This is a genomic window from Rhizobium chutanense (genome assembly GCF_002531935.1).
GTDB lineage: Bacteria > Pseudomonadota > Alphaproteobacteria > Rhizobiales > Rhizobiaceae > Rhizobium > Rhizobium chutanense.
Window position 1 is genome coordinate 1 of the sequence record NZ_NWSV01000006.1, and the last position, 19,900, is coordinate 19,900.

Annotated in this window: 14 protein-coding genes and 1 pseudogene; 9 read left to right on the plus strand and 6 right to left on the minus strand. The window is 61.4% G+C overall.

Annotation, left to right across the window (positions count from 1 at the left end; translation table 11 throughout):
* Positions 1-135: 135 nt before the first annotated feature.
* The gene (locus CO666_RS11655) at positions 136-3,516 is read right to left on the minus strand and encodes a DEAD/DEAH box helicase (protein ID WP_097612283.1); all 3,381 of its coding nucleotides are present in this window, start codon (positions 3,514-3,516) and stop codon (positions 136-138) included.
* A 520-nt stretch (positions 3,517-4,036) separates the two neighbouring features.
* Between CO666_RS11655 and CO666_RS11660 the strand changes: the two genes are divergently transcribed.
* Positions 4,037-4,819, plus strand: coding sequence for a helix-turn-helix transcriptional regulator (locus CO666_RS11660; RefSeq protein ID WP_097612284.1), 783 nt, complete (start codon positions 4,037-4,039; stop codon positions 4,817-4,819).
* A 117-nt stretch (positions 4,820-4,936) separates the two neighbouring features.
* Here the strand turns inward: CO666_RS11660 and CO666_RS11665 are convergent, their stop codons facing one another.
* A complete protein-coding gene (locus CO666_RS11665; protein ID WP_097612286.1) occupies positions 4,937-5,251 on the minus strand; it encodes a hypothetical protein in 315 nt (104 codons plus the stop codon).
* Positions 5,252-5,638: 387 nt separating this feature from the next.
* Between CO666_RS11665 and CO666_RS11670 the strand changes: the two genes are divergently transcribed.
* From CO666_RS11670 to CO666_RS11690, 5 genes and pseudogenes are all read left to right on the plus strand, one after another.
* A complete protein-coding gene (locus CO666_RS11670; protein WP_097612288.1) occupies positions 5,639-6,661 on the plus strand; it encodes a UDP-glucuronic acid decarboxylase family protein in 1,023 nt (340 codons plus the stop codon).
* Position 6,662: 1 nt separating this feature from the next.
* Entirely contained in the window at positions 6,663-7,646 is a 984-nt protein-coding gene (gene galE / locus CO666_RS11675) for a UDP-glucose 4-epimerase GalE (protein WP_097612289.1), read from the plus strand.
* Positions 7,643-9,511: a glycosyltransferase family 2 protein gene (locus CO666_RS11680; protein WP_097612291.1), complete on the plus strand. Its 1,869-nt coding sequence runs from the start codon at positions 7,643-7,645 to the stop codon at positions 9,509-9,511. Before galE ends, CO666_RS11680 begins: the two co-directional genes overlap by 4 nt.
* 37 nt (positions 9,512-9,548) lie before the next feature.
* Positions 9,549-10,066 (plus strand): annotated as a pseudogene (locus tag CO666_RS11685) (DUF995 domain-containing protein); the annotation flags it as partial.
* A gap of 6 nt (positions 10,067-10,072) precedes the next feature.
* A complete protein-coding gene (locus tag CO666_RS11690; protein WP_097612295.1) occupies positions 10,073-11,044 on the plus strand; it encodes a glycoside hydrolase family 26 protein in 972 nt (323 codons plus the stop codon).
* Between the two features lie 154 nt (positions 11,045-11,198).
* On the opposite strand, the gene CO666_RS11695 is transcribed toward CO666_RS11690, so the two are convergent.
* Positions 11,199-12,485 carry an ABC transporter substrate-binding protein gene (locus CO666_RS11695; protein WP_097612297.1) on the minus strand — a complete coding sequence of 429 codons (1,287 nt, stop codon included), beginning with the start codon at positions 12,483-12,485 and terminating at the stop codon, positions 11,199-11,201.
* A 143-nt stretch (positions 12,486-12,628) separates the two neighbouring features.
* On the opposite strand from CO666_RS11695, the gene CO666_RS11700 reads away from it, so the two are divergent.
* The 3 genes from CO666_RS11700 to CO666_RS11710 are packed head-to-tail and all read left to right on the plus strand — an operon-like array spanning position 12,629 to position 16,529.
* Positions 12,629-13,660 (plus strand): LacI family DNA-binding transcriptional regulator, encoded by a 1,032-nt coding sequence (locus CO666_RS11700; protein ID WP_097612299.1) that lies wholly within the window; start codon positions 12,629-12,631, stop codon positions 13,658-13,660.
* A 5-nt stretch (positions 13,661-13,665) separates the two neighbouring features.
* Complete coding sequence (locus CO666_RS11705; protein WP_097612550.1) at positions 13,666-15,522, plus strand: DUF2264 domain-containing protein; 1,857 nt, start codon at positions 13,666-13,668, stop codon at positions 15,520-15,522.
* Positions 15,519-16,529: a hydroxyacid dehydrogenase gene (locus CO666_RS11710; RefSeq protein WP_097612301.1), complete on the plus strand. Its 1,011-nt coding sequence runs from the start codon at positions 15,519-15,521 to the stop codon at positions 16,527-16,529. Before CO666_RS11705 ends, CO666_RS11710 begins: the two co-directional genes overlap by 4 nt.
* A 29-nt stretch (positions 16,530-16,558) precedes the next feature.
* On the opposite strand, the gene CO666_RS11715 is transcribed toward CO666_RS11710, so the two are convergent.
* The 3 genes from CO666_RS11715 to CO666_RS11725 are packed head-to-tail and all read right to left on the minus strand — an operon-like array spanning position 16,559 to position 19,900.
* Positions 16,559-17,836, minus strand: a complete 1,278-nt coding sequence (locus CO666_RS11715) for a Gfo/Idh/MocA family protein (protein WP_097612302.1) — start codon at positions 17,834-17,836, stop codon at positions 16,559-16,561.
* Between the two features lie 40 nt (positions 17,837-17,876).
* On the minus strand, positions 17,877-18,707 hold the full coding sequence (locus CO666_RS11720; RefSeq protein WP_097612304.1) for a sugar phosphate isomerase/epimerase family protein: 831 nt from the start codon (positions 18,705-18,707) through the stop codon (positions 17,877-17,879).
* A gap of 29 nt (positions 18,708-18,736) precedes the next feature.
* Complete coding sequence (locus CO666_RS11725) at positions 18,737-19,900, minus strand: dihydrodipicolinate synthase family protein (protein WP_097612306.1); 1,164 nt, start codon at positions 19,898-19,900, stop codon at positions 18,737-18,739.

Genomic DNA, 19,900 nt, shown 5'->3' on the forward strand with positions numbered 1-19,900 from the left:
TGAAGGCCGCAGGTTCAAATCCTGCCCCCGCAACCAAATTCCATTCACTATCTCAAAAGCCCCCGCGGGGGCTTTTTTGCGTTTTGGCCCTGGAGTCAAACTGCGGACGGACTGACCGTTCCTCAAAACGCCCTTTCAGTTCCAAGCAATTGCAGCAAGGAAATCCACCGCCTGAATCCTATCCAAGGCGTTCGCCGTCTCCCGGAAATAAGGCAGGGTTTCCCAGAGGGTCCGGTCGCCGACGATGTAGAATCGGCGCTTGGCGCGCGTCAGGGCCACGTTCAGGAGGTTTGGCTTCGATGCGGCCCAGGCTGCCGCTCCGCTGTGGTCGGCATCGGCGCCGAGCACCATGAAAACCATGTCCTCCTCCTTGCCCTGGAAAGTGTGCACCGTGCCGATCCGCTCCCGCAGCCACCTCGACAGTCTTGGCGGGGATGAACGCGGATTGCCGTCCGGGTCGATCCATCTTGCATGGGTCAGAGCCTCCCTCAGACGGTTCTTGATCTCTTTGAACGGCGAGATGAGATAGAGATCCGGCAGTGCGCCGTCGCGGTAATACGTAGCGGTGAGGAGATCGACGATGAAGTCCGTCTGCTCGGCAACAGCCTGTTTTCCGGATACCTTGCCCTTGATGTCGATCCAGGCGCTGTCGCCGTAAAACGGAGTCGCATCGCCGGCCGGCCGGCGCTCCTTCAGCCCGAATATCATCTTGTTCTGATAGGCGATCCGGTTGGCAAGACCGAACATCGGATCGATGCAGCGCCGATGCACCCTGAGAGGCGTGCCGATCCAGAGTCCGTCCGCTTCCTCGCCCTCGATTATCGTTCCGTAACGGTTGGCGGCGTCGGCCAGCATCTGCACCGAGGCCATGTTCGGTGAATATTGTCCTGTCGCCGTATGGGGTGAGAGGGCAGCGGTGGCGGTGATCAGCGCGCTCGGCAGAGTGAAGACCGGCTCGATCTGCTGGGGATCGCCGATCACCATAACGCGGCGTCCCCGCAGCAAGGCCCCGACAGCGGCCTGGGGCACGGCCTGACCGGCCTCATCGATGAAAACCCAGCCGATCGACCCGGCTTCGAGACCGTGGAACTGCCGGGAGAAGGATGCGAACGTCGTCGACACGATCGGAACGATCATGAATAGGCTCTGCCAGATCAATGCAATACGGTCGCTGTCGACAGGATTGTTGTTGGAAAGCAGTTTGCTGATAGCGACGATGTTGCCGCCGAAGCCTCCGCCCTTCCTGCCGACATCCGCCAGCCAGGCCTCATGCAGCGTCAACGCCGCTTCGAGCAATGCCGAACGCAAAGCCGCCAGTTCGTCCTGATGCCACAGGCCGTCGATCTGGACCTGCTCGGTCTCGAGATCAGCGAGACGCCCGGGTGCGGCGGGGTGACCGAGAATCTCCGCCAGCCGCTCGAATTCTTCTCTTTTCGCGGACCAGATTTTCTGTCGGGACCGCAGTGCCCGTTCAGCTCGCTCATGCTCCCGCAAAGCCCTTTCCAGCCCGGGGCCATCGGTTTTGGCAAGCTGATGCTCGCATTCTGCGAGCGCCTGGCGCAGTTCCAGTTGCCTCCGGGCATTGGCGACGACATCTTGCCGATGCTGTCGGGCGGGGTTGGTCGCCAGGACTCTCTTCCATCGCGCAGGAGCGCTGCGGTCGAGCAACCGTTCCTCGTCCTTCAGATCAGACAAACCTTTGCTGATGCGAAGCATTTCGGCGGCGATCCTGTCGCATCGGTCCTGCGCATCTCGACGTTCGCCTGCAGCCGCCGCCACCCTTTCAAGCGCCTCGCCGCAGAAGCTGTCCTGCGAAACGAGCGTGATCTCCTCATGGAGATCGGCATAACGTGCATATTGGCCGATCTTGTCGCGAACAGCGCCGTCGGCGGCATGAAAAGCCAGGGATGCTTCGGCAAAGGTCGGTCCTTCATAGCTCTTCAGCCATTCCCAAATGGTCTGTGGCTTGTCCGTGCCGGACCAGCCGGGCTTCGGCCGGTCGGTGATTTCCATGAAGGCGAAACGTTCCTTGAAGGCGCGGCGGTTCCTGGAATTCCCAAGCGCACAGGCGATCAGCCCCCATGGTCGGTCGCCATCGGAAAGCTTGACGGTGGCGCCATTGTCCTTCTGGCAGGCGATCTTGTGCGCGACCGTCTGCAGATATTGGAATGAAGACCCTCTGGCGATCGCGCTTCGCTTGGGAAGGTCACGCGAAATATTCTCCACGGCAGCGTTGTTGGAGGAGGCGACGACCATTTCGAAACCGGCAAGGGCCGGGATCAGCGCCGACAGGGTGGCGGTGCTCCGGTCTGCGAAAATGGCACGGTGCACCGATCCGTCAAAGGCATCGCGCGCCGTCTTCAACGAGGAGAGAACCCGGGCGCGCCGAACGATGTTATCCGCGAACATGTCACGAAGCAGGGTCGTCTTTCCCGTTCCCGGTGGACCATTGACCGAGAAAAGCCCGGTTTCCGCAAGGTCGCCGATGGCTGAATTGATCGCGAACTGCTGCATGAGGCTCATCGCCCGATGCGGTTCGCCGAGCCAGCGTCCGCGGTTGAGATTGCCAGGATGCAAGGCCCGGACGATCGCCCGGCGTCCATCCTCCGAGTAGAGGTCGGTCCGCTTCTCCCGGGCAAGCGCGGTGAGATATCGCCTGAGCGGCTCGGGAATATCGCCCTGCTTGACGCGCAACATCGCCCGCTCGATATCCTCGATGAAGAAGCTGTTCAGGATACCGATCTCTTCCTCAACATTTGCGCTCTCATCCTCCGCATCGTCGGCGTCGGGCGAAGGACTCTCCTGCTGCGGCGGCAGCGAGAGGACTTCCGGTTTTTCCACCTTGTCCTTGTAGCGGATTTCAACGGCGGCGATGGGCTTCTCCCGATGGGAGGCAAATTTGGCCCAATCGCAGAGCAATTCATGCAGCGTCAGGATCTCGCCGGCATTGATCGGCCGATCGTCCATGTCCCCGCAGGACGAAGATCTCAAATGCCGCTGCGCCCGAAAATTTTGCAGTAACTCCGATAGCTGCCGCTTACTGTCGGCAAATGCCTCGGAACTGAGCGAGGAGAGGCCGGATTTCCGCACGCGTCCCAGAGCCCATGGCAGCGTGGAAACGGAAAATGTTTCGAAAATCGGCTGCCCCAGGGGCGTAAGCTGCAGGCTGGCAAAGCAGGTATCGCCATCGAGATCGCTGCGCTCGGCATCCTCATATTCTGACATATCGGCCGCCACACTGTCGAAATGCCTGCGGATGCCGGTAATTTCGGATTTGTTGAAAACGCCGAGGAACAGGGTAAAACCGGTAATCTGTTTCTCTTCGGGGATCGCTGGACGACGGAGTGCGGCGCCGTCATCTTCGAGCGTCTTTCTATGCAGCCAGAAGACACTGCGCCCTTCACCTGTGACGATACGACTGGAGAGATCGTAGGGAATGAAGAACTCGATCTTGTGCCAGAAATCGAGAATGGCCAGAAGCCGTTCCCTTTCGGCGCGATCTGCATTGGTCTGCATGAGTTTCCACTGAGGAGTTGCAAAATTGGCTTGCGCCTCTTTTAACAACGATCGCAACGCAAAATCAAAGACCATGGCGACTGCACGCCCGGCATATCGTCAGTGCAGACGAGGCTGGCCCTTCGCCCGCCGAGCCGCGAGCATCCCGGATACCGGCATCCGCCGCTGGGTTGAGCGGCGCCGTTCGACGGTTGCCTGTCTCATATTCGACACTTCCCGACTGCAGAAAAATATAACAATCTGTACTGAATTATTACATCGAGCGCTCATCTATATTAAGAGCAGATATAACCTTGAAGTATCACCGACAGTAAAAATGCAACCAAAACTTTGTATATTATCGTTTTTTGCCCACTAAAACTAATCACTTTGGGCCATTTCCTTCCTTCTCAATCCGTATTAACATTATTAAGAAATGTCTAAAAAATAAAGCGGTGACATCAGGGGCCGGCATTTCATAATATTTAATACCCGCCATCGCTCCACGTTTGAGTAAAGTGTAACGCTAGGGGAGGCGTATATGTTCATGACAGGCTCAGGAATGGAGAATGCAGACCAGGGAAGGAAGTTAGGTTCTTCAGGAAATACTATCCTCGTGGTCGCCAAGGCGGATCTGTTTTCAGAATGCATGGTAGAAGCGCTGGCGAAGAAGTTTCCCAACTGCGAAGTAGCAAGCATAACGAGCACGAAGCCGATGCTGGAAAAAGATACCGGCGATTTGAAGCTCGTTTTATTCTATCATATACCTGCGCCGGAGCTTCATGAGGCGCTGCAGGCAGCCCGCGAAAATCACCCGGAAACCTCTGTCGGACTGGTCGTCGAAGCCATCGACATGCTTGAACCCTATGTCAGCCGGCTTGTGGAGGCAAGGATCATCGATGGGGTCCTGCCGCTCAACCTGCGGCTCGATGTCTTCATGGCCGCGGTGGATCTACTGATGAAGGGCGGCGAACATTTTCCGTCAGCGCTTCTCAATCGTCTGACCAACAACAACGCCCAGCTGGAGCCGTCACTCTATCAGACGAAGTCGGTCGACGTGGCGCGTACCAATGCGCTGAAGCTGAGGCGCGACAGCATTTCCGCTTTGACCACCCGCGAGGTTCAGATCCTCGATCTCATCTGCAAGGGCACGCAGAACAAGATCATCGCCGACAAGCTGCATCTTTCCGAAAACACGGTGAAGGTTCACGTCCGCAACATCTACAAGAAGATGAACGTCCGAAACCGCACGGAAGCGGCATCCCGTTTCTTCAACGAGCATCCTACCGGCGACGACGACATGTCCGGCCGGTGGCGCAATTGATTGACGGCGCCGCGTCTCCATCAGACGCGCTGAGGGCGCTGTCGCACTTGGAATCGCTGCATAATTTGGGCCCTGGACCGATTCCGATTTAAGGAATTATGCACCGGTGCTGTTGTTTCAGATCGAAGGGCGCGCAAAGCAGCGGGACTTCTGTCCGAAGCCGCTTGGAGAGCAGATGTAGGGCGCTGAACCGTGATAGGCGACGCGAACCGTTGCTGTGGCCGGGGGTTCGGGCCGATCTGCGGGATAGCCATAAGCCTTCGAGACGCGTGGCGTCTCGACCGCGTTGTTTTTCGCGATGGCGGCGATGTCTTCGTTAACGACCGTGCAGGCCGTCGCTCCGATCGCAAAAAACATCGTTCCCCATGCGAACATCGCAAAATGAATCAGGCGCCAACCCTTCGGCTGCCCTGCAGCTTGTTTTTTCAACATGGCCAAAACCCCTCGCATAGGGCGCTTCCGGATGCAAGCTCGGTGCGCAGTTCAGCGCGGCCGACCTTCCTGTTTCTTTTACCTCAACTTCATTGAGTGAAGCTTGAGCAAATGTCGGGATGCTCGCTGTAAGTGCAAAATAGATAGAAAGTGATTAATCACTCGTTAAAATTAAGAATAGTTGCGTAGTTATTTTGGATGGTTGTAATTTTTAAAGTTGACCTTGGCTGTTATCGTCATATCATTTGAATAGTAATTCTGTTATCAAAAGAATAACTAGAACGTTATTCGTGTTGTGATAGCCTGAAGGCGAATTATCGACAAGGATAATGGAGGAACGTAGCGCATTCAATAAATCAAAAGACTAAACATGGGAGGTAGTTTGTAATGCGTAGTATCGTTCCCAGCGAAGGCTATTCTGAAGCATCAGGCATAGCGGTGCCCCAGGGGGAGCGCACCGTCCTCGTCAACGGCGGGGCCGGTTTCCTCGGCTCGCATCTCTGCGAAAGACTTCTGCAGCGCGGCCATAAAGTCATCTGTCTCGACAATTTTTCCACCGGCCGCCGCGCCAATGTCGATCACCTCACCTCGAACACCCGCTTCCAGATCGTCGAGCATGATGTCCGCCAGCCCTTCGATATCCAGGCGTCGCTCATCTTCAACTTCGCTTCGCCCGCCTCTCCGCCCGATTATCAGCGGGATCCGGTCGGCACGCTCCTCACGAATGTGCTCGGCGCCGTCAATACATTGGACTGCGCGCGCAAGACCGGCGCGATCGTCGTCCAGTCGTCGACATCGGAGGTCTATGGCGACCCGAACCAGAGCCCGCAGCGCGAATCCTATTGCGGCAATGTCAACCCGATCGGACCGCGCGGCTGTTACGATGAAGGCAAGCGCAGCGCCGAAACCCTGTTTTTCGACTATCACAGAACCTACGGCGTCGACATCAAGGTCGGCCGCATCTTCAACACCTACGGGCCGCGCATGCGTCCGGACGACGGGCGGGTGGTTTCCAATTTCATCGTGCAGGCCCTGCGCAATGCCGATCTGACGATTTATGGCGATGGTGAGCAGACCCGCTCTTTCTGTTATGTCGACGATCTCGTCGACGGTTTCCTGCGGTTTTCGGCCGCCGGCAGCGCCTGCATCGGTCCGATCAACCTCGGCAACCCGGCCGAGTTCACCGTTCGCCGCCTGGCGGAAATCATCCGCGACCTGACGAATTCCCGTTCCCGGATCGTCCATCTGCCGCGGGTCGTCGACGACCCCCGCCAGCGGCGGCCGGATATTTCCAGGGCCGCGGCGGAGCTCGGCTGGCAGCCCTGCATCGGGCTCGAAACCGGCCTCACCCGCACCGTCGACTATTTCGACGGCGTGCTCGCCGGCACAGAGAAGGCGGAGGTCGTATGAGATGCCCCGCTACATCTTGGTCACCGGCGGCGCCGGTTTCATAGGCAGTCATATCTGCAAAGCGCTGGCGCGCGCCGGCATGGTCCCTGTTACCTACGACAATCTCTCGACCGGACACGCCGATAGTGTCCGCTGGGGACCGCTCATTCGGGCCGAGCTTGGCGACGCCGCCACGCTGCGCCGGACTCTCGCAGAATTTTCGCCCGATTGCGTCATCCATTGTGGTGCCCATGCCTATGTCGGCGAATCCGTCGAGATGCCGAGGAAATATTACCGGAACAACGTCGTCGGCAGCCTGACGCTGCTCGAGGCCTGCCTCGACCAGGATATCGGCCGGATCGTCTTTTCGAGCAGTTGCGCCACCTATGGCATTCCCGCCGCTCTGCCGATCCGCGAGGAAAGCCCGCAACTGCCGGTCAACCCCTATGGGCGCACCAAGCTGATATTCGAGATGGCGCTCGAGGATTTTGCCGCCGCCTATGGGATCCGCTTCGCCGCGCTGCGCTATTTCAACGCGGCCGGCGCCGATCCCGAGGGTGAGCTTGCCGAGCGCCATCAACCCGAGACCCATCTCATCCCTCGCGCCCTTCTCGCTGCCGCGGGCCGGCTGGAGTGGCTCGATGTCTTCGGCACAGACTATGCGACCGCGGATGGAACGTGCGTGCGCGATTATATTCATGTCAGCGATCTCGCCCAGGCGCATCTTGCCGCCGTCAATCATCTGATGGCGGATGGCGCCTCGCTCAGCGTCAATCTCGGCTCCGGCCGGGGCACCTCGGTGCGTGAGATTCTCGAAGCCATCCATCGCGCGACCGGCCATGAAGTCCCCGTGCGTTATCGCCCCCGCCGTACCGGCGATCCGCCGGTCCTCTTTGCCGACACAGCACGGGCCAAGGCGGAACTCGGCTTCACGCCGGCGCTTTCGGATATCGATACGATCATTCGCACCGCCAGCCCGACCTTCGGACTGGGGGTCATCGCATGAGTGACGTCTCGCGCCTTGGCTACGGCGCCAGGACGGCAAAAGCCGCCACCGCCGCGGATACGTTCGATCCTGTTTTCACCGGCTGGAACCGCGTTGCCTATGGCTTCGGCATTGTCTGCTGGCTGGCGTCGCTCGGCTACTTCTGGATCTGGTGGTGCCAGTCGGCCCATGTCATTTCCTGGGCCGCCTTCATCCTTATCACCCTGGTGCTTGCCTGGATCACGCTCGTGCCGGCCTATTTCATCCTCATCTTCCTCGATGCGCGGACGGTCAGTCCCGGCGCCCCGCTTCCGGAAGGCCGGGTGGCGATGGTGGTCACCAAGGCGCCGTCCGAACCTTTCGCCGTCGTCCGCGCCACGCTGCAGGCGATGCTCGACCAGGTCGGCGTCGATTTCGATGTGTGGCTGGCCGACGAGGATCCTTCGGAGGAAACCAGGCGCTGGTGCGCCGAGCACGGCGTGCTGATCTCGACCCGAAAAGGGGTGGCGGACTATCATCGCACCGTCTGGCCGCGCCGGACGCGGTGCAAGGAGGGTAATCTCGCTTATTTCTACGATCATTACGGCTATGCGCGCTACGACTTCGTCGCCCAGTTCGATGCCGATCACGTCCCGACGCCCACCTATCTCCGCGAGATCCTGCGCCCTTTTGCCGATCCCGGCATCGGCTATGTCTCGGCGCCCAGCATCTGCGATGCGAATGCAGCGGCAAGCTGGGCGGCACGCGGCAGGCTCTATGCGGAGGCGAGCCTGCACGGTTCGCTGCAGACCGGATATAACAATGGCTGGGCGCCGCTTTGCATCGGCTCGCATTATGCGGTTCGCACGTCGGCGCTGCGTGAGATCGGCGGCCTCGGCCCCGAGCTTGCCGAAGACCATTCGACGACGCTGATGATGAATGCCGGCGGCTGGCGTGGCGTGCATGCCGTCGATGCCATTGCCCATGGCGACGGCCCGGCGAATTTCGCCGATCTCGTCGTCCAGGAATTCCAGTGGTCGCGCAGCCTCGTCACCATTCTGCTGCAACATTCCCGCCGCTATATCGTGCGTCTGCCTTTGCGGCTGAGATTGCAGTTCGTGTTCTCGCAGCTGTGGTATCCGCTGTTTTCCGCCTTCATGGCGGTAATGTTCCTGCTGCCGGTTGCCGCCTTGCTGACGGGCCATGTCTTCGTCGCCGTCACCTATCCGGATTTCCTGCTGCATTTCGCGCCGATATCGATCGTGCTGACGCTGTTTGCCTTCTTCTGGCGGGCGACGAGAACCTTCAGGCCGCATAATGCCAAACTGTTCGGCTGGGAGGGGCTTGCCTTCATTTTCCTGCGCTGGCCATGGTCGCTCGCCGGCAGTCTGGCGGCCGTTCGCGACCACATCTCCGGTTCCTTCGTCGACTTTCGCATTACGCCGAAGGGAAGGCAGCAGCAGCAGTCTTTGCCGCTGCGCGTCGTCGCGCCCTATATCGGGCTGGCCGGGCTTTGCGCTGCCGCCATGGCTATTCCCAACGAGGCTGCATCGGCCCAGGGCTTTTATATTTTCGCCGCGATGAACCTTGCCATCTATCTGTCGCTGACGGTGCTGATCGTCATGCGCCATGCGATCGAAAACGGTCTGCCGCTGCGGCCGCAATCACGCGGGCTCTGGCTTGCGACGGCCACCGGATTGGCGATCTGCGTCACCGGCGGCATGCAGGCCGGCAACCACGGTCTGCGCAGCCTCGAAGCCCTTTCCCACGGCCAGACGATCGTCAGTTTCAGCCAATCGCAGTTTGCCGTTGCCGGCGCCGGTCTGGGCGGCAAGACCAGGACCGTGAAGTTCCGCATCAGATGGAATGGCTTTGGAAACACGGGGCGGGATCAACAAGGTGTCTGAGCCGGCGGAACCGGCAAGTATTGAGTAGGAGGACGTAATGAGTATCGGATCGAGACTGTATGGGGCAGCCCTCGCCCTCAGCCTGTGTCTGCCCGTGGCAGCGCTGGGTGCCGAGGCGGCGGGAACGAAGGCACCGACGCCGCTCAGCGCCTATGAGCTCTATCGGATGTATGGCGACAGAACCTGGACCTGGGACACCGGCGGCGGCCATTTCTTCGACGAGGGCCGGCGCTTCGTCGCCTGGACCAACAACAAGGGCAAGCAGTCTTTCGCCGAAGGCAGATGGGTGGTCGACGATCTCGGTCAGCTCTGCATGCGCGCCACCTGGACCAATGCCGAGGGTGCGGCCCGCGCCAGCACCTGTTTCGGTCACCAGAAGCTCGGCAACACGATCTATCAGCGGCGCCAGCCGGACGGCAACTGGTACGTCTTCCGCCATGCAAAGGCGCGTGATGACGACGAATTCCGCAAGCTCATTCCTGTGGATACCGTGAGCGCGAAGGCGCGCGACCTGAAGCAGGTCCTGCTGAGCCAGGAGTAGCCCGAAAAGGAGGGCGAGCCATGAAGAAGCCGATGAAAAAGAACCTCTCGACCGCAGCGATAGCGCTGCTGCTGCTGTCGGTCGCGGATCTGCCGAGCCGAAGCGAGATGCAATATGCAGGCATTGTCCCGAACCCGGCGGCGAGCGTGCGGACGATCATCGACAAACGTCCGGTCGTTCATGCCGACGGCATTAAGTTCGGCGCCTACGATCCGAACGGCGATTTCGGCGCGCAGACGAATGTCGCGACGGAACACCTGTTCCTGCCTTGGGAAGACGTCGATCTGGAGACGCTGCGCGTCGCCGATGCCTACGCACTGGCGAGAGGCCGCAACCTGCTGATTACCATCGAGCCCTGGTCTTGGGACGTCGACTGGCGGCTGAGCTCCGCCCAGCTTCGCGCAAAGGTTCTGCGCGGCGGCTACGATGTCAATATGCGGGCGATCGCGCAGATGATATCTCAGTTGAAAAGCCCGGTGATCGTCCGCTGGGGACAGGAGATGGAAGACAAATCCGGCCGGTTTTCCTGGGCCGGCTGGAACCCGCAGGACTATATCGCGGCCTATAGGCGGATGATGGACATCGTCCGCGAGGAGGCGCCCGGCACCCGGGTCATGTGGTCGCCGAAGGGCGAGCCGGGCCTGCAGGACTATTATCCCGGCGACGACTATGTCGATCTCGTCGGGCTCTCGGTCTTCGGGCTGGAGCGCTACGATGAGCTCGCCCACAACCAGCACCGGACATTCTCCGAAGCGCTGAAGCAGGGTTATGATCTCGTCGCTGGCTACGGAAAGCCCATCTGGGTGGCGGAACTCGGCTACCAGGGCGGCGACGCCTATATGAAGCCCTGGATGGAAACCGCGACGCTGAAGCAGAGCGCTTTCCCGAACCTGCAGGAAGTCGTCTATTTCAACGACCGCGATGTGCATGCCTGGCCGTTCGATCTCGGCCGGCCCGACTGGCGCGTGGTCGAGAGCCCGGCGGCCAACTGACGCCACGCAATTCCGGCCAAACTGTATAGCGTTTGCGTCCGGAATTGCGTGAAAACCAAGAGATAGAACGTTTTCGAGACTCTGGGAAAACGGAAACGCTCTATAGAGAGGCCCGCCGGGGTTGCGGGCCTCTCCTCTCATGTCAGGCGATCGATCATCCCTTGATCGTCGCCTTACCCTCTTCGATCAGCCGGGTCGCCGCATCGGCCGGCGAAATCCGTTCGAAGGCGAGTTCGTCGCAGATCGGCCGCAGCACGCGCTGGTCGAACTGGGTTGCGCCCATCGGCACCGGCGGCGGATATTCGCCGACCTGATCCTTGAGAAGATTGACGTATTTGACCGTTTCCTGCTCCGTCGGGTTGAGCTGCGGCAAGATGGCTTCGCGCACGGTCGGCGACATCGGCACGCCGCGCTCGACGCCGAGAATCTTGCCGGCTTCGACATCGTTGACGAAGAAATCGATGAATTTCGCGGCCGCTTCGCCGTTCTTCGTCGTGGCGCCGACGCTCCAGATCAGCGCCGGACGATAGTAGTGGCCGGAGGGGCCGCCCTTCTTTTCGCGCGGCAGCATGGTGATTCCGAGCTTGTTCTTGATGATCAGCTGGTAGCCGATCATCTGGTTGGAATAGGCCATGCCGATCACCGATTTGCCGAGACCGAGGCAATTGGTGTCGATCGTGTTCTGATCGAGCGTCTGCACGTCGGCAGCAACGGTGCCGCCCGCCTTGCGCAGCGTCTCCCAGTAGTCGAACCATTCCCTGGCATCGTCGGCGGTGAAACCGAACCCGACGCTTTCCTTGGAAAAGAGGCTCTTGCCGCGCTGGCGCAGCCAGGCATCGAACACATAGGCGTAACGCGCCGCATAGGGGCCGCCGCCCTTGCCCGAGGACTTGGCGAGTTCGACGGCGAGCTTGGCATACTCATCCCAGGTGAGGTCGGCCGTCGGCAGCGGGATGCCTGCTTTTTCGAATTCGACCGTGTCGAAGAACATCGAGAAGGAGTTGAGGCCGAGGCCGACACCATAGAGCTTGCCGTCGACGGTGGTCAGCTTCAGCATATCGGCGCCGAAGCTGTCGACCTTCAGTGTCGAAGGGACGAATTCATCGAGCGGCAGGCAGGCGCCGCGCTTGGAATAGTCGGAGATCGTTCCCGGTTCGAGCTGGAAGACGTCGGCGACAGAGCGGCCGGCCATTTGCGTTGCGAGTTTCGTCCAGTAACCGTCGCCCGAGAGCGATTCACCGACGATCGTGACGCCGGGCGTTTTCGATTGATAGAGCTTGGCGACGTCGAGTGTGCGCTTGGCGCGGTCGTTGGACCCCCACCACATGGCGCGCAGCGAAGCGTCCTCGGCAAAGGCCGGAAAGGCGCATCCCGCGCCGAAAGCGAGGCCGGCGGCGGCACCGGCCGAGCCCATCAGGAATGAACGGCGATTGACCTGCATGATATCCTCCTTGTCCCAATATGCCTGCTGCCATCCTCCAATGGCCGTGGCAGGCATTCGGCGAGAAGAGTACGCAAAAAAATAATTATTGCAAGAAATAACTATTATCTTGCAAATTTGCGTAATTTGCATAAGCTTTGCCTATGAACGATGAAAAAATCAGACGGCCGCGTCAGGCCGATATCGCCACATTGGCCGGCGTCTCCGTCTCCACGGTGTCGCGCGTGCTTGCCAACGAACCGGGTATCAGCGACACCGTGCGCCGTCAGATCTTGAAGGTGGCCGCCGAGCACGGCTATCCGGTCAAGCCGGCTTCGGAATCCGTGGCCGGAGCACTGGCGCTGATTGCCAGCGACGGTGTCACCGGCGGTCTCAGCGTCTTTTATGAAGCGATCGTCGACGGCCTGCGGGCCGGGGCCGCCGAAGCCGGCATGCCCTTCGAAATCCGGATGGTCCGCGAGGATCGCATCACCCCGGACTCGGTGCGCGACTATATGCAGGCCACAGCGGCCGAAGGTCTCTTTCTCGTCGGCATCGATCCGAACGAGATGCTGCGCGACTGGCTGCAGGCCAGTATGACGCCGGCCGTTCTCGTCAACGGCACCGATCCCAGGATGCAGTTCGACGGCGTTTCGCCGGCTAATTTCTTCGGCGCCTATGAGGCGACCACGCGCTTGACGCGGGCCGGCCATCGCCGAATTCTGCATCTGAGCGGCTCCCACCGCCATACGATCCGGGAGCGCATCCGCGGTTTCGAGGCGGCCATCGCCGCCGTCCCCGGCGCCGAGGGCCGCTTCGTGTCCTTGGCGCTAAAGGGCGGTGCCAGTCACGAGGCCCATGAACGCGCGGCCGCGATCCTTGCCGAGAATGCCGGCTTCACCGCCGCCTTCTGCATGAATGATTTCATCGCCGTCGGCGTGCTCGAGGCCGTCACCGAAGCCGGTCTGCGTGTGCCGGAGGATTTTGCGATCGTCGGCTTCGATGATCTGCCCTGTGCCTTGATGACCAATCCGCAGCTCTCCACCATGCGCGTCGACCGCGCCGCCCTCGGGCGCGAGGCTGTTTCGCTGATGCTGTCCCGTTTCCGCAACCGGACGGTGCCGGCGCGCCACATCTGTCAGGCCGTCGTTCCCGTTGCGGGAGGGACCGTTGTGAACGTCGAACCCCGTGAGTGATGCCGATGACCTATGATCCCGCCAGCGCCAATCCGCTTGCAGGCAATCCGCTCGAAACCCGCGCCGATATGAGCCGCGCTCTTCTGGCGCTCTTCGATCCGCTGCTTGCCTGTTTTTCGAAAGGCAATGCCCGCGTCAGGCTGAGTGGCGCCGCCGCCCATTTCGACCGGGCGGCGGCCGATCTCGAAGGCTTCGCCCGGCCGCTCTGGGGGTTGGCGCCGTTTGGCGCCGGCGGCGGCGACTTCGCCCATTGGCATCGTTTTGCCGAAGGTCTCGCCAACGGCACCGATCCCGCCCATCCCGAATATTGGGGAACGGTGAATGGCCGCGATCAACGGATGGTCGAGCTGGCCGCCCTCGGTTTTGCCCTGGCGCTGGTGCCGGAAAAGATCTGGGAGCCGCTCGACGCGCGCGCCCGCGGCAATGTCGTCGCCTATCTCAAACATGCCAGGCAGTTCGATTATGCCGACAACAACTGGAAATTCTTCCGGATTTTCGTCGATATCGCGCTCGATCGCCTCGGCGCCGATTTCGACCGCAGCCTGACGCGGCAATATCTGCAGGAGCTCGAAGGCTTCTATATCGGCGACGGCTGGTATCGCGACGGCAACGTGCGCCGCATCGACCACTACATTCCCTTCGCCATGCATTTCTACGGGCTGATCTATTCGAAGCTCGTCGACGACGACTATGCCAAGCGCTACCGTGAGCGCGCCATTCTCTTTGCCCGGGATTTCCGCCACTGGTTTGCCGCCGACGGTGCCACCATCCCCTTCGGCCGCAGCCTGACCTATCGTTTCGCCTGCGCCGGCTTCTGGTCGGCACTCGCCTTTGCCGATCTTGAGGCTCTGCCCTGGGGTGAGATCAAGCATCTCTGCCTGCAGCATCTGCGCTGGTGGAAGGACAAGCCGATTGCCGATCGCGACGGCGTGCTGTCGATCGGTTTCGGCTATCCGAACCTGCTGATGTCGGAGAGCTACAATTCCGCCGGCTCGCCCTACTGGGCGCTCAAAGCCTTTCTGCCGCTCGCAATCGCTGGGGATCATCCGTTCTGGACCGCCAGCGAGAAGGCACCGGAGCAGGCGTCCGACGTCGTTCCCCAGCGTCACCCCGGCATGGTGATCATGCGGGCGGGCGGCGATGTCGTGGCGCTGTCATCAGGCCAGGAAAACCTGCAGATGCGTTTCGGCACCGAGAAATACGCGAAATTCGCCTATTCCACTCATTACGGCTTCAGCGTCGAATCCGACGAACGTGCCTTCGGCCTCGCCGCCTTCGATTCAATGCTGGCCTTCAGCGATGACGGCCTGCACTACCGCGTGCGCGAAACCAATGAGGAAGCCCGGCTTGCGGGCGATGTGCTGTATTCGAAATGGTCGCCCTTCCCCGATGCCGACGTCGAAACTTGGCTCCTGCCCGCCGCCCCTTGGCATATCCGCCTCCACCGGATCAGGTCAGGCCGGCCGCTGCGGGTTGCCGAAGGCGGCTTTGCCATCGGCCGCCGCGACTTCGAGCAGGATAGGCTGTCGGCTTCGGAAGGGGCGGCCTATGCGATCGGCGAAGCCGATTTTACCGGCATTCTCGACCTCGGCTCTTCAGTCAAACGCGCCGGCCTGGCGCAGAAGGCGCAACCCAACACCAATGTGATCGTTGCCAAGACCATCGTGCCGCAGCTGCGCGGTCAGATTCCGGCCGGTGAAACCATTCTGATGACCGCGGTGCTGGCGCTCGACGATCCCGCCGCGGTCTCGTCCGCCTGGACGCGGCCGCCGCAAGCGCCTGATATCGCGGCGCTGGAGGCCCTGCTGCGGGAAAAGGGCGTCACCGTCAGCGCCATCGAAGCGCCCGGACAGATGCCATGAACCGTCCGGCCATTGTCCTTGCCATGGAGCCGTCGCGCACGGAGCATGTCCTGCCCGATCAGATCCTGCGCCGGCTCGATACCATCGGCCGCCTGTTGGACCCCGAGCCGCTGCAGCGCTTGGACGACGCGCGGGCAAGGCGCCTGCTCTCCGAAGCCGAAATCCTGATCACCGGCTGGGGCGCACCCTATGTCGGGCCTGAGATTCCCGCGGCCGCACCGCAGCTTCGTCTCATCGTCCATGCGGCGGGCACGGTGAAGGGCATCATCGACGACGCCATTTTCGAAGCCGGGATAACGGTCAGCCATTCGGCCGAGGCCAATGCCGTGCCGGTTGCCGAATTCACGCTTGCCGCGATCCTCTTCGCCGGCAAACGCGCCTTCCGTTTTCGCGATCTCTACGTCGCCGACCGCAACCGCGATCGGACCTATCCGATGCAGCGTGAAGCGATCGGAAATTATGGCCGCACCCTCGGCATCATCGGCGCCTCGCGCATCGGCCGGCGGGTGATCGAGCTCTTGAAACCCTTCGACTACAGGCTGCTGCTGTTCGATCCCATGCTCGATGCCGCCGAGGCAGCCGCACTGGGCGCGGAAAAGGTCGATCTCGACGCATTGATGCGACGAGCCGATATCGTCTCCCTGCACGCGCCGTCACTGCCGTCGACGCAGCATATGATCGATGCGCGAAAACTGTCGCTGATGAAGGATGGAGCAACGCTCATCAACACCGCGCGCGGCATTCTCATCGATGAGGCCGCCCTGCTTTCGGAGCTGAAGACCGGCCGCATCGACGCGGTCATCGACGTGACCGATCCGGAGATTCCAGACATGGGTTCCGCCTTCTACGATCTGCCCAACGTCTTCCTGACACCGCATATCGCCGGCGCCATCGGGCTGGAGCGGGGGCGCCTCGGCGAGATGGCGGCGGACGAGGTCGAGCGTTTCATGAGCGGCCGGCCGCTGCTCTACCAGATCCGCAGAGAGAATCTGGACAACATCGCCTGACGTTCATTCCCCCTCCAGCGGGGCCTGCGTCAGCGTGGTGTCCTTAGCGAATTCGGCGAACCGTCATTGGCAAGCTCGGGCATCAGCTCGGCGATATCGACCACCTTGCCGGTGCGCGAACTCGTCAGCGCGGCGATGCCGCAGAGCACCGACATGGCGCCGGCTCGCGTGCCGGCGCGCTGGCCGAGCCTGTCTTCCATATCGGGCTTGAAGATCATGTTGCGCATCCGGTCGTCGCCGCCGTAGTGCCCGCCCGTGAAATGCGGCACGACGATGCGCTCCACAGCCTCTTTGCCGTTCGGGAAATTGCGGATGAGCAGGATCGTATCCTGCTTCGGCTCTTCCCAGGGCTGCGCTTCGTACTGGCGGATTTCGATACGGCCTTTCGTTCCGTTGAAGGCGAGGTGATGGCCTTCGATCGGCTGGAAGGTGTTCAGTGAATAGGAGACATGGACGTTGTTGCGGTAGCGGATGGAAACGACCATCGTATCGGGAATGTCGATGTCTTCGCGGAAAACGCAGCCGTCCCGGAAATAGCCGTCAATCTCGGAGGGATCTTCATAGAGCTGATCGAGGAAGGGATCGGCTTCGAGATCGAGATAATAGTCGCATTCCCCCGTGTGCGGACAGAGCTTGCAGCGGGGTCCGCGGAACGGCCCCTTGCGGCCGTAGTTCTGCAGGTCGGCGAAGGAGGTGACGGATTCAGGATCACTGTCGAGATACCAGTTCAGCAGATCGAAATGGTGGGTGGCCTTATGGACGAACAGGCTGCCGGAATTTTCGGTATAGGCATGCCAGCGGCGGAAATAATCGGCGCCGTGCTTGGTGTTGAGATACCAATGGAAGTCGACCGAGGTCACCCGGCCGATCTCGCCGGCATTCAGCAATTCCTTGATCTTGGCCGCCGTCGGCGCATAGCGATAGTTGAAGGAGACGTCGACCCGGCGGCCGGTGCGCTTTTCGGCGTCGAGAATCCGGCGAATTTTCTCGACCGAGGTGGTCATCGGCTTCTCGGTGATGACGTCGATGCCGGATTCCAGCGCCCGCACGATGATATCGTCATGCGTATGATCGGGCGTGCAGACGATGGCGAGATCCGGCCTCTGCTCGGCCAGCATGGAATCGATATTGTCATAGAGCGGCGCATTGCTGCCGATCATGTTGCGGGCCCGCTCGCCGCGCAGCGAATTCTTCTCGACGATGGCGGTGAGGTCGACATGTTCGCGCCAGCCCGCAAGCAGGTCCTTGCCCCACATGGTGGTGCCGCGGTTTCCGGTGCCGATCAGGGCAAAACGGCGTTTCTCCATCGAATATCCTCCTGCATGCGTGATGAAACAAATAGTGAAATCAGATCTGGCAGCAGCTCCGGAAGCGCTCGACGCAGGTGGCGATCACCTCGTCGGCCGGGCGTTTCCACCAGTTTTCGGCCGAAAAGATCTCGACTTCCTGTGCGCCGAAGAAGCCGGCAGCCTCGATCATCCGTCTTATGCCTTTGAGGTCGATGACGCCATCGCCCATCATGCCGCGGTCGAGCAGCATGTCCTTGGTCGGCGCCAGCCAGTCGCAGATGTGATGGGCAAAGATGCGGTTCATCCGGCCGGCGCGGGCGATCTGGTGGGCAAGGTCGGGATCCCACCAGACATGGTAGACGTCGATCGCCACGCCGACATCCTCGCCGAGCGGCTCGCACATGTCGAGCGCCTGGCCGAGCGTGTTCACGCAGGCCCGGTCGGCGGCATACATCGGATGCAGCGGCTCGATCGCGAGCTTGACGCCGGCGGCCTGCGCATGCGGCAGCACGGCGGCGATGCCGTCGAACACCATCTGCCGTGCCGCGACGATATCCTTCGAACTGCCCGGCAGGCCGCCGACGACGAGCACCAGGCAATCGGCGGAAAACGCCGCCGCCTCGTCGATGGCGCGCCTGTTGTCGTCAAGGTTCTTCTGCCAGTCGGCCTCGTTCGCCGCCGGAAAGAAGCCGCCGCGGCAAAGGCCGGTCAGCTTGATGCCGTTCGATTTGACGATCCGCACCGCCTCGTCGAGACCGGCCTTGGCGACCTGGTCGCGCCAGGGCGCGATCGAGGTGATGCCGTGCTTCAGGCAGATATCGACGGCCTCGGCAAAGCCGCATTGCTCGCGGATCGTCGCGAGGTTGATCGAAAGTCCTTCGACCTGCATACCATTTCCTCCCATTGCCGCGCCGGCGTTTAGTGGACGCCGTGGACGGCAAGCACCTGTTTCATGCGGCTCGCCGCCAGTTCCGGATCGGCCAGGACCCGCGCCTTGTCGGCCAGCCGGAAGAGCTCAGCCAGATGCGTCAGCGAGCGGGTGCTCTGCTGGCCGCCGACCATGGTGAAATGATCCTGCAACCCGTTGAGATAGGCGAGGAAGACGACGCCGGTCTTGTAGAAGCGGGTCGGCGCCTTGAAGATATGGCGCGACAGTGGCACGGTCGGTTCGAGCAGGTCGAAGAACTCGTGGTTGCTCTTGCGGCCGAGCGCGTCGAGTGCGGCGGAGGCCGCCGGGGCGATCGCATCGAAAATGCCGAGCAGCGCATCCGAATGACCCTGTTCGTCACCGGCGATCAGTTCGGCATAGTTGAAGTCGTCGCCGGTATACATGCGCACCGCTTTCGGCAGCTGCCGGCGCATGGTCACTTCCTTCTCCTTGGAAAGCAGGGAGATCTTGATGCCGTCGACCTTGGCGGCATTGGCCTCGATCACCTCAAGGCAGGTTTCCATGGCCTTCAGGTGATCACCATTGCCCCAATAGCCCTCGAGCGCCGGGTCGAACATTTCTCCGAGCCAGTGGATGATGACGGGTTCCCTGACCTGGCGCAGGATGTGGTCATAGACCCTGACATAGTCGTCCGGCCCCTTGGCGGCGACGGCGAGCGCGCGGCTGGCCATCAGGATGATGCGGCCGCCGGCCGCCTCCACCGTTTCGATCTGCTCTTCATAGGCCCTGATAATCGTGTCGATGGTCACGTCGGGACCAGGCGACAGGTGGTCGGTGCCGGCGCCGCAGGCGATCAGCGCGTCCTTGCGGCCGGCCGCCTCGGCAAGCGCCCGGCGGATGAGGTCGCGCGCCTCCGGCCAGCCGAGGCCCATGCCGCGCTGCGCCGTATCCATCGCTTCGGCGACGCCGAGACCGAGATCCCAGAGGCGGTGACGGAAGGCGAGCGTCCGCTCCCAGTCGATCGCCGGCGTCAGCCAGGGATCATTGTCGGCGAGCGGATCGGCGACCACATGGGCGGCGGCGAAGGCGATGCGCGGAAAGCTCTTGGCGTCGCGCTTCTTCAGTTCGATCGGCGTGCCGGTCAGCGTATAGGGGACGATCTTGCCGTCGAGGGGGAGATTGATCGTGGTCAC

What these genes read in the sequence shown, in the direction of transcription:
- CO666_RS11695 (WP_097612297.1), bottom strand. Translation starts at nt 12,485, where the DNA reads ATGCAGGTCAATCGCCGTTCATTCCTGATGGGCTCGGCCGGTGCCGCC.
- galE (WP_097612289.1), top strand. Translation starts at nt 6,663, where the DNA reads ATGCCCCGCTACATCTTGGTCACCGGCGGCGCCGGTTTCATAGGCAGT.
- CO666_RS11705 (WP_097612550.1), top strand. Translation starts at nt 13,666, where the DNA reads ATGACCTATGATCCCGCCAGCGCCAATCCGCTTGCAGGCAATCCGCTC.
- CO666_RS11720 (WP_097612304.1), bottom strand. Translation starts at nt 18,707, where the DNA reads ATGCAGGTCGAAGGACTTTCGATCAACCTCGCGACGATCCGCGAGCAA.
- CO666_RS11670 (WP_097612288.1), top strand. Translation starts at nt 5,639, where the DNA reads ATGCGTAGTATCGTTCCCAGCGAAGGCTATTCTGAAGCATCAGGCATA.
- CO666_RS11715 (WP_097612302.1), bottom strand. Translation starts at nt 17,836, where the DNA reads ATGGAGAAACGCCGTTTTGCCCTGATCGGCACCGGAAACCGCGGCACC.
- CO666_RS11655 (WP_097612283.1), bottom strand. Translation starts at nt 3,516, where the DNA reads ATGCAGACCAATGCAGATCGCGCCGAAAGGGAACGGCTTCTGGCCATT.
- CO666_RS11665 (WP_097612286.1), bottom strand. Translation starts at nt 5,251, where the DNA reads ATGTTGAAAAAACAAGCTGCAGGGCAGCCGAAGGGTTGGCGCCTGATT.
- CO666_RS11700 (WP_097612299.1), top strand. Translation starts at nt 12,629, where the DNA reads ATGAACGATGAAAAAATCAGACGGCCGCGTCAGGCCGATATCGCCACA.
- CO666_RS11660 (WP_097612284.1), top strand. Translation starts at nt 4,037, where the DNA reads ATGTTCATGACAGGCTCAGGAATGGAGAATGCAGACCAGGGAAGGAAG.
- CO666_RS11710 (WP_097612301.1), top strand. Translation starts at nt 15,519, where the DNA reads ATGAACCGTCCGGCCATTGTCCTTGCCATGGAGCCGTCGCGCACGGAG.
- CO666_RS11680 (WP_097612291.1), top strand. Translation starts at nt 7,643, where the DNA reads ATGAGTGACGTCTCGCGCCTTGGCTACGGCGCCAGGACGGCAAAAGCC.
- CO666_RS11690 (WP_097612295.1), top strand. Translation starts at nt 10,073, where the DNA reads ATGAAGAAGCCGATGAAAAAGAACCTCTCGACCGCAGCGATAGCGCTG.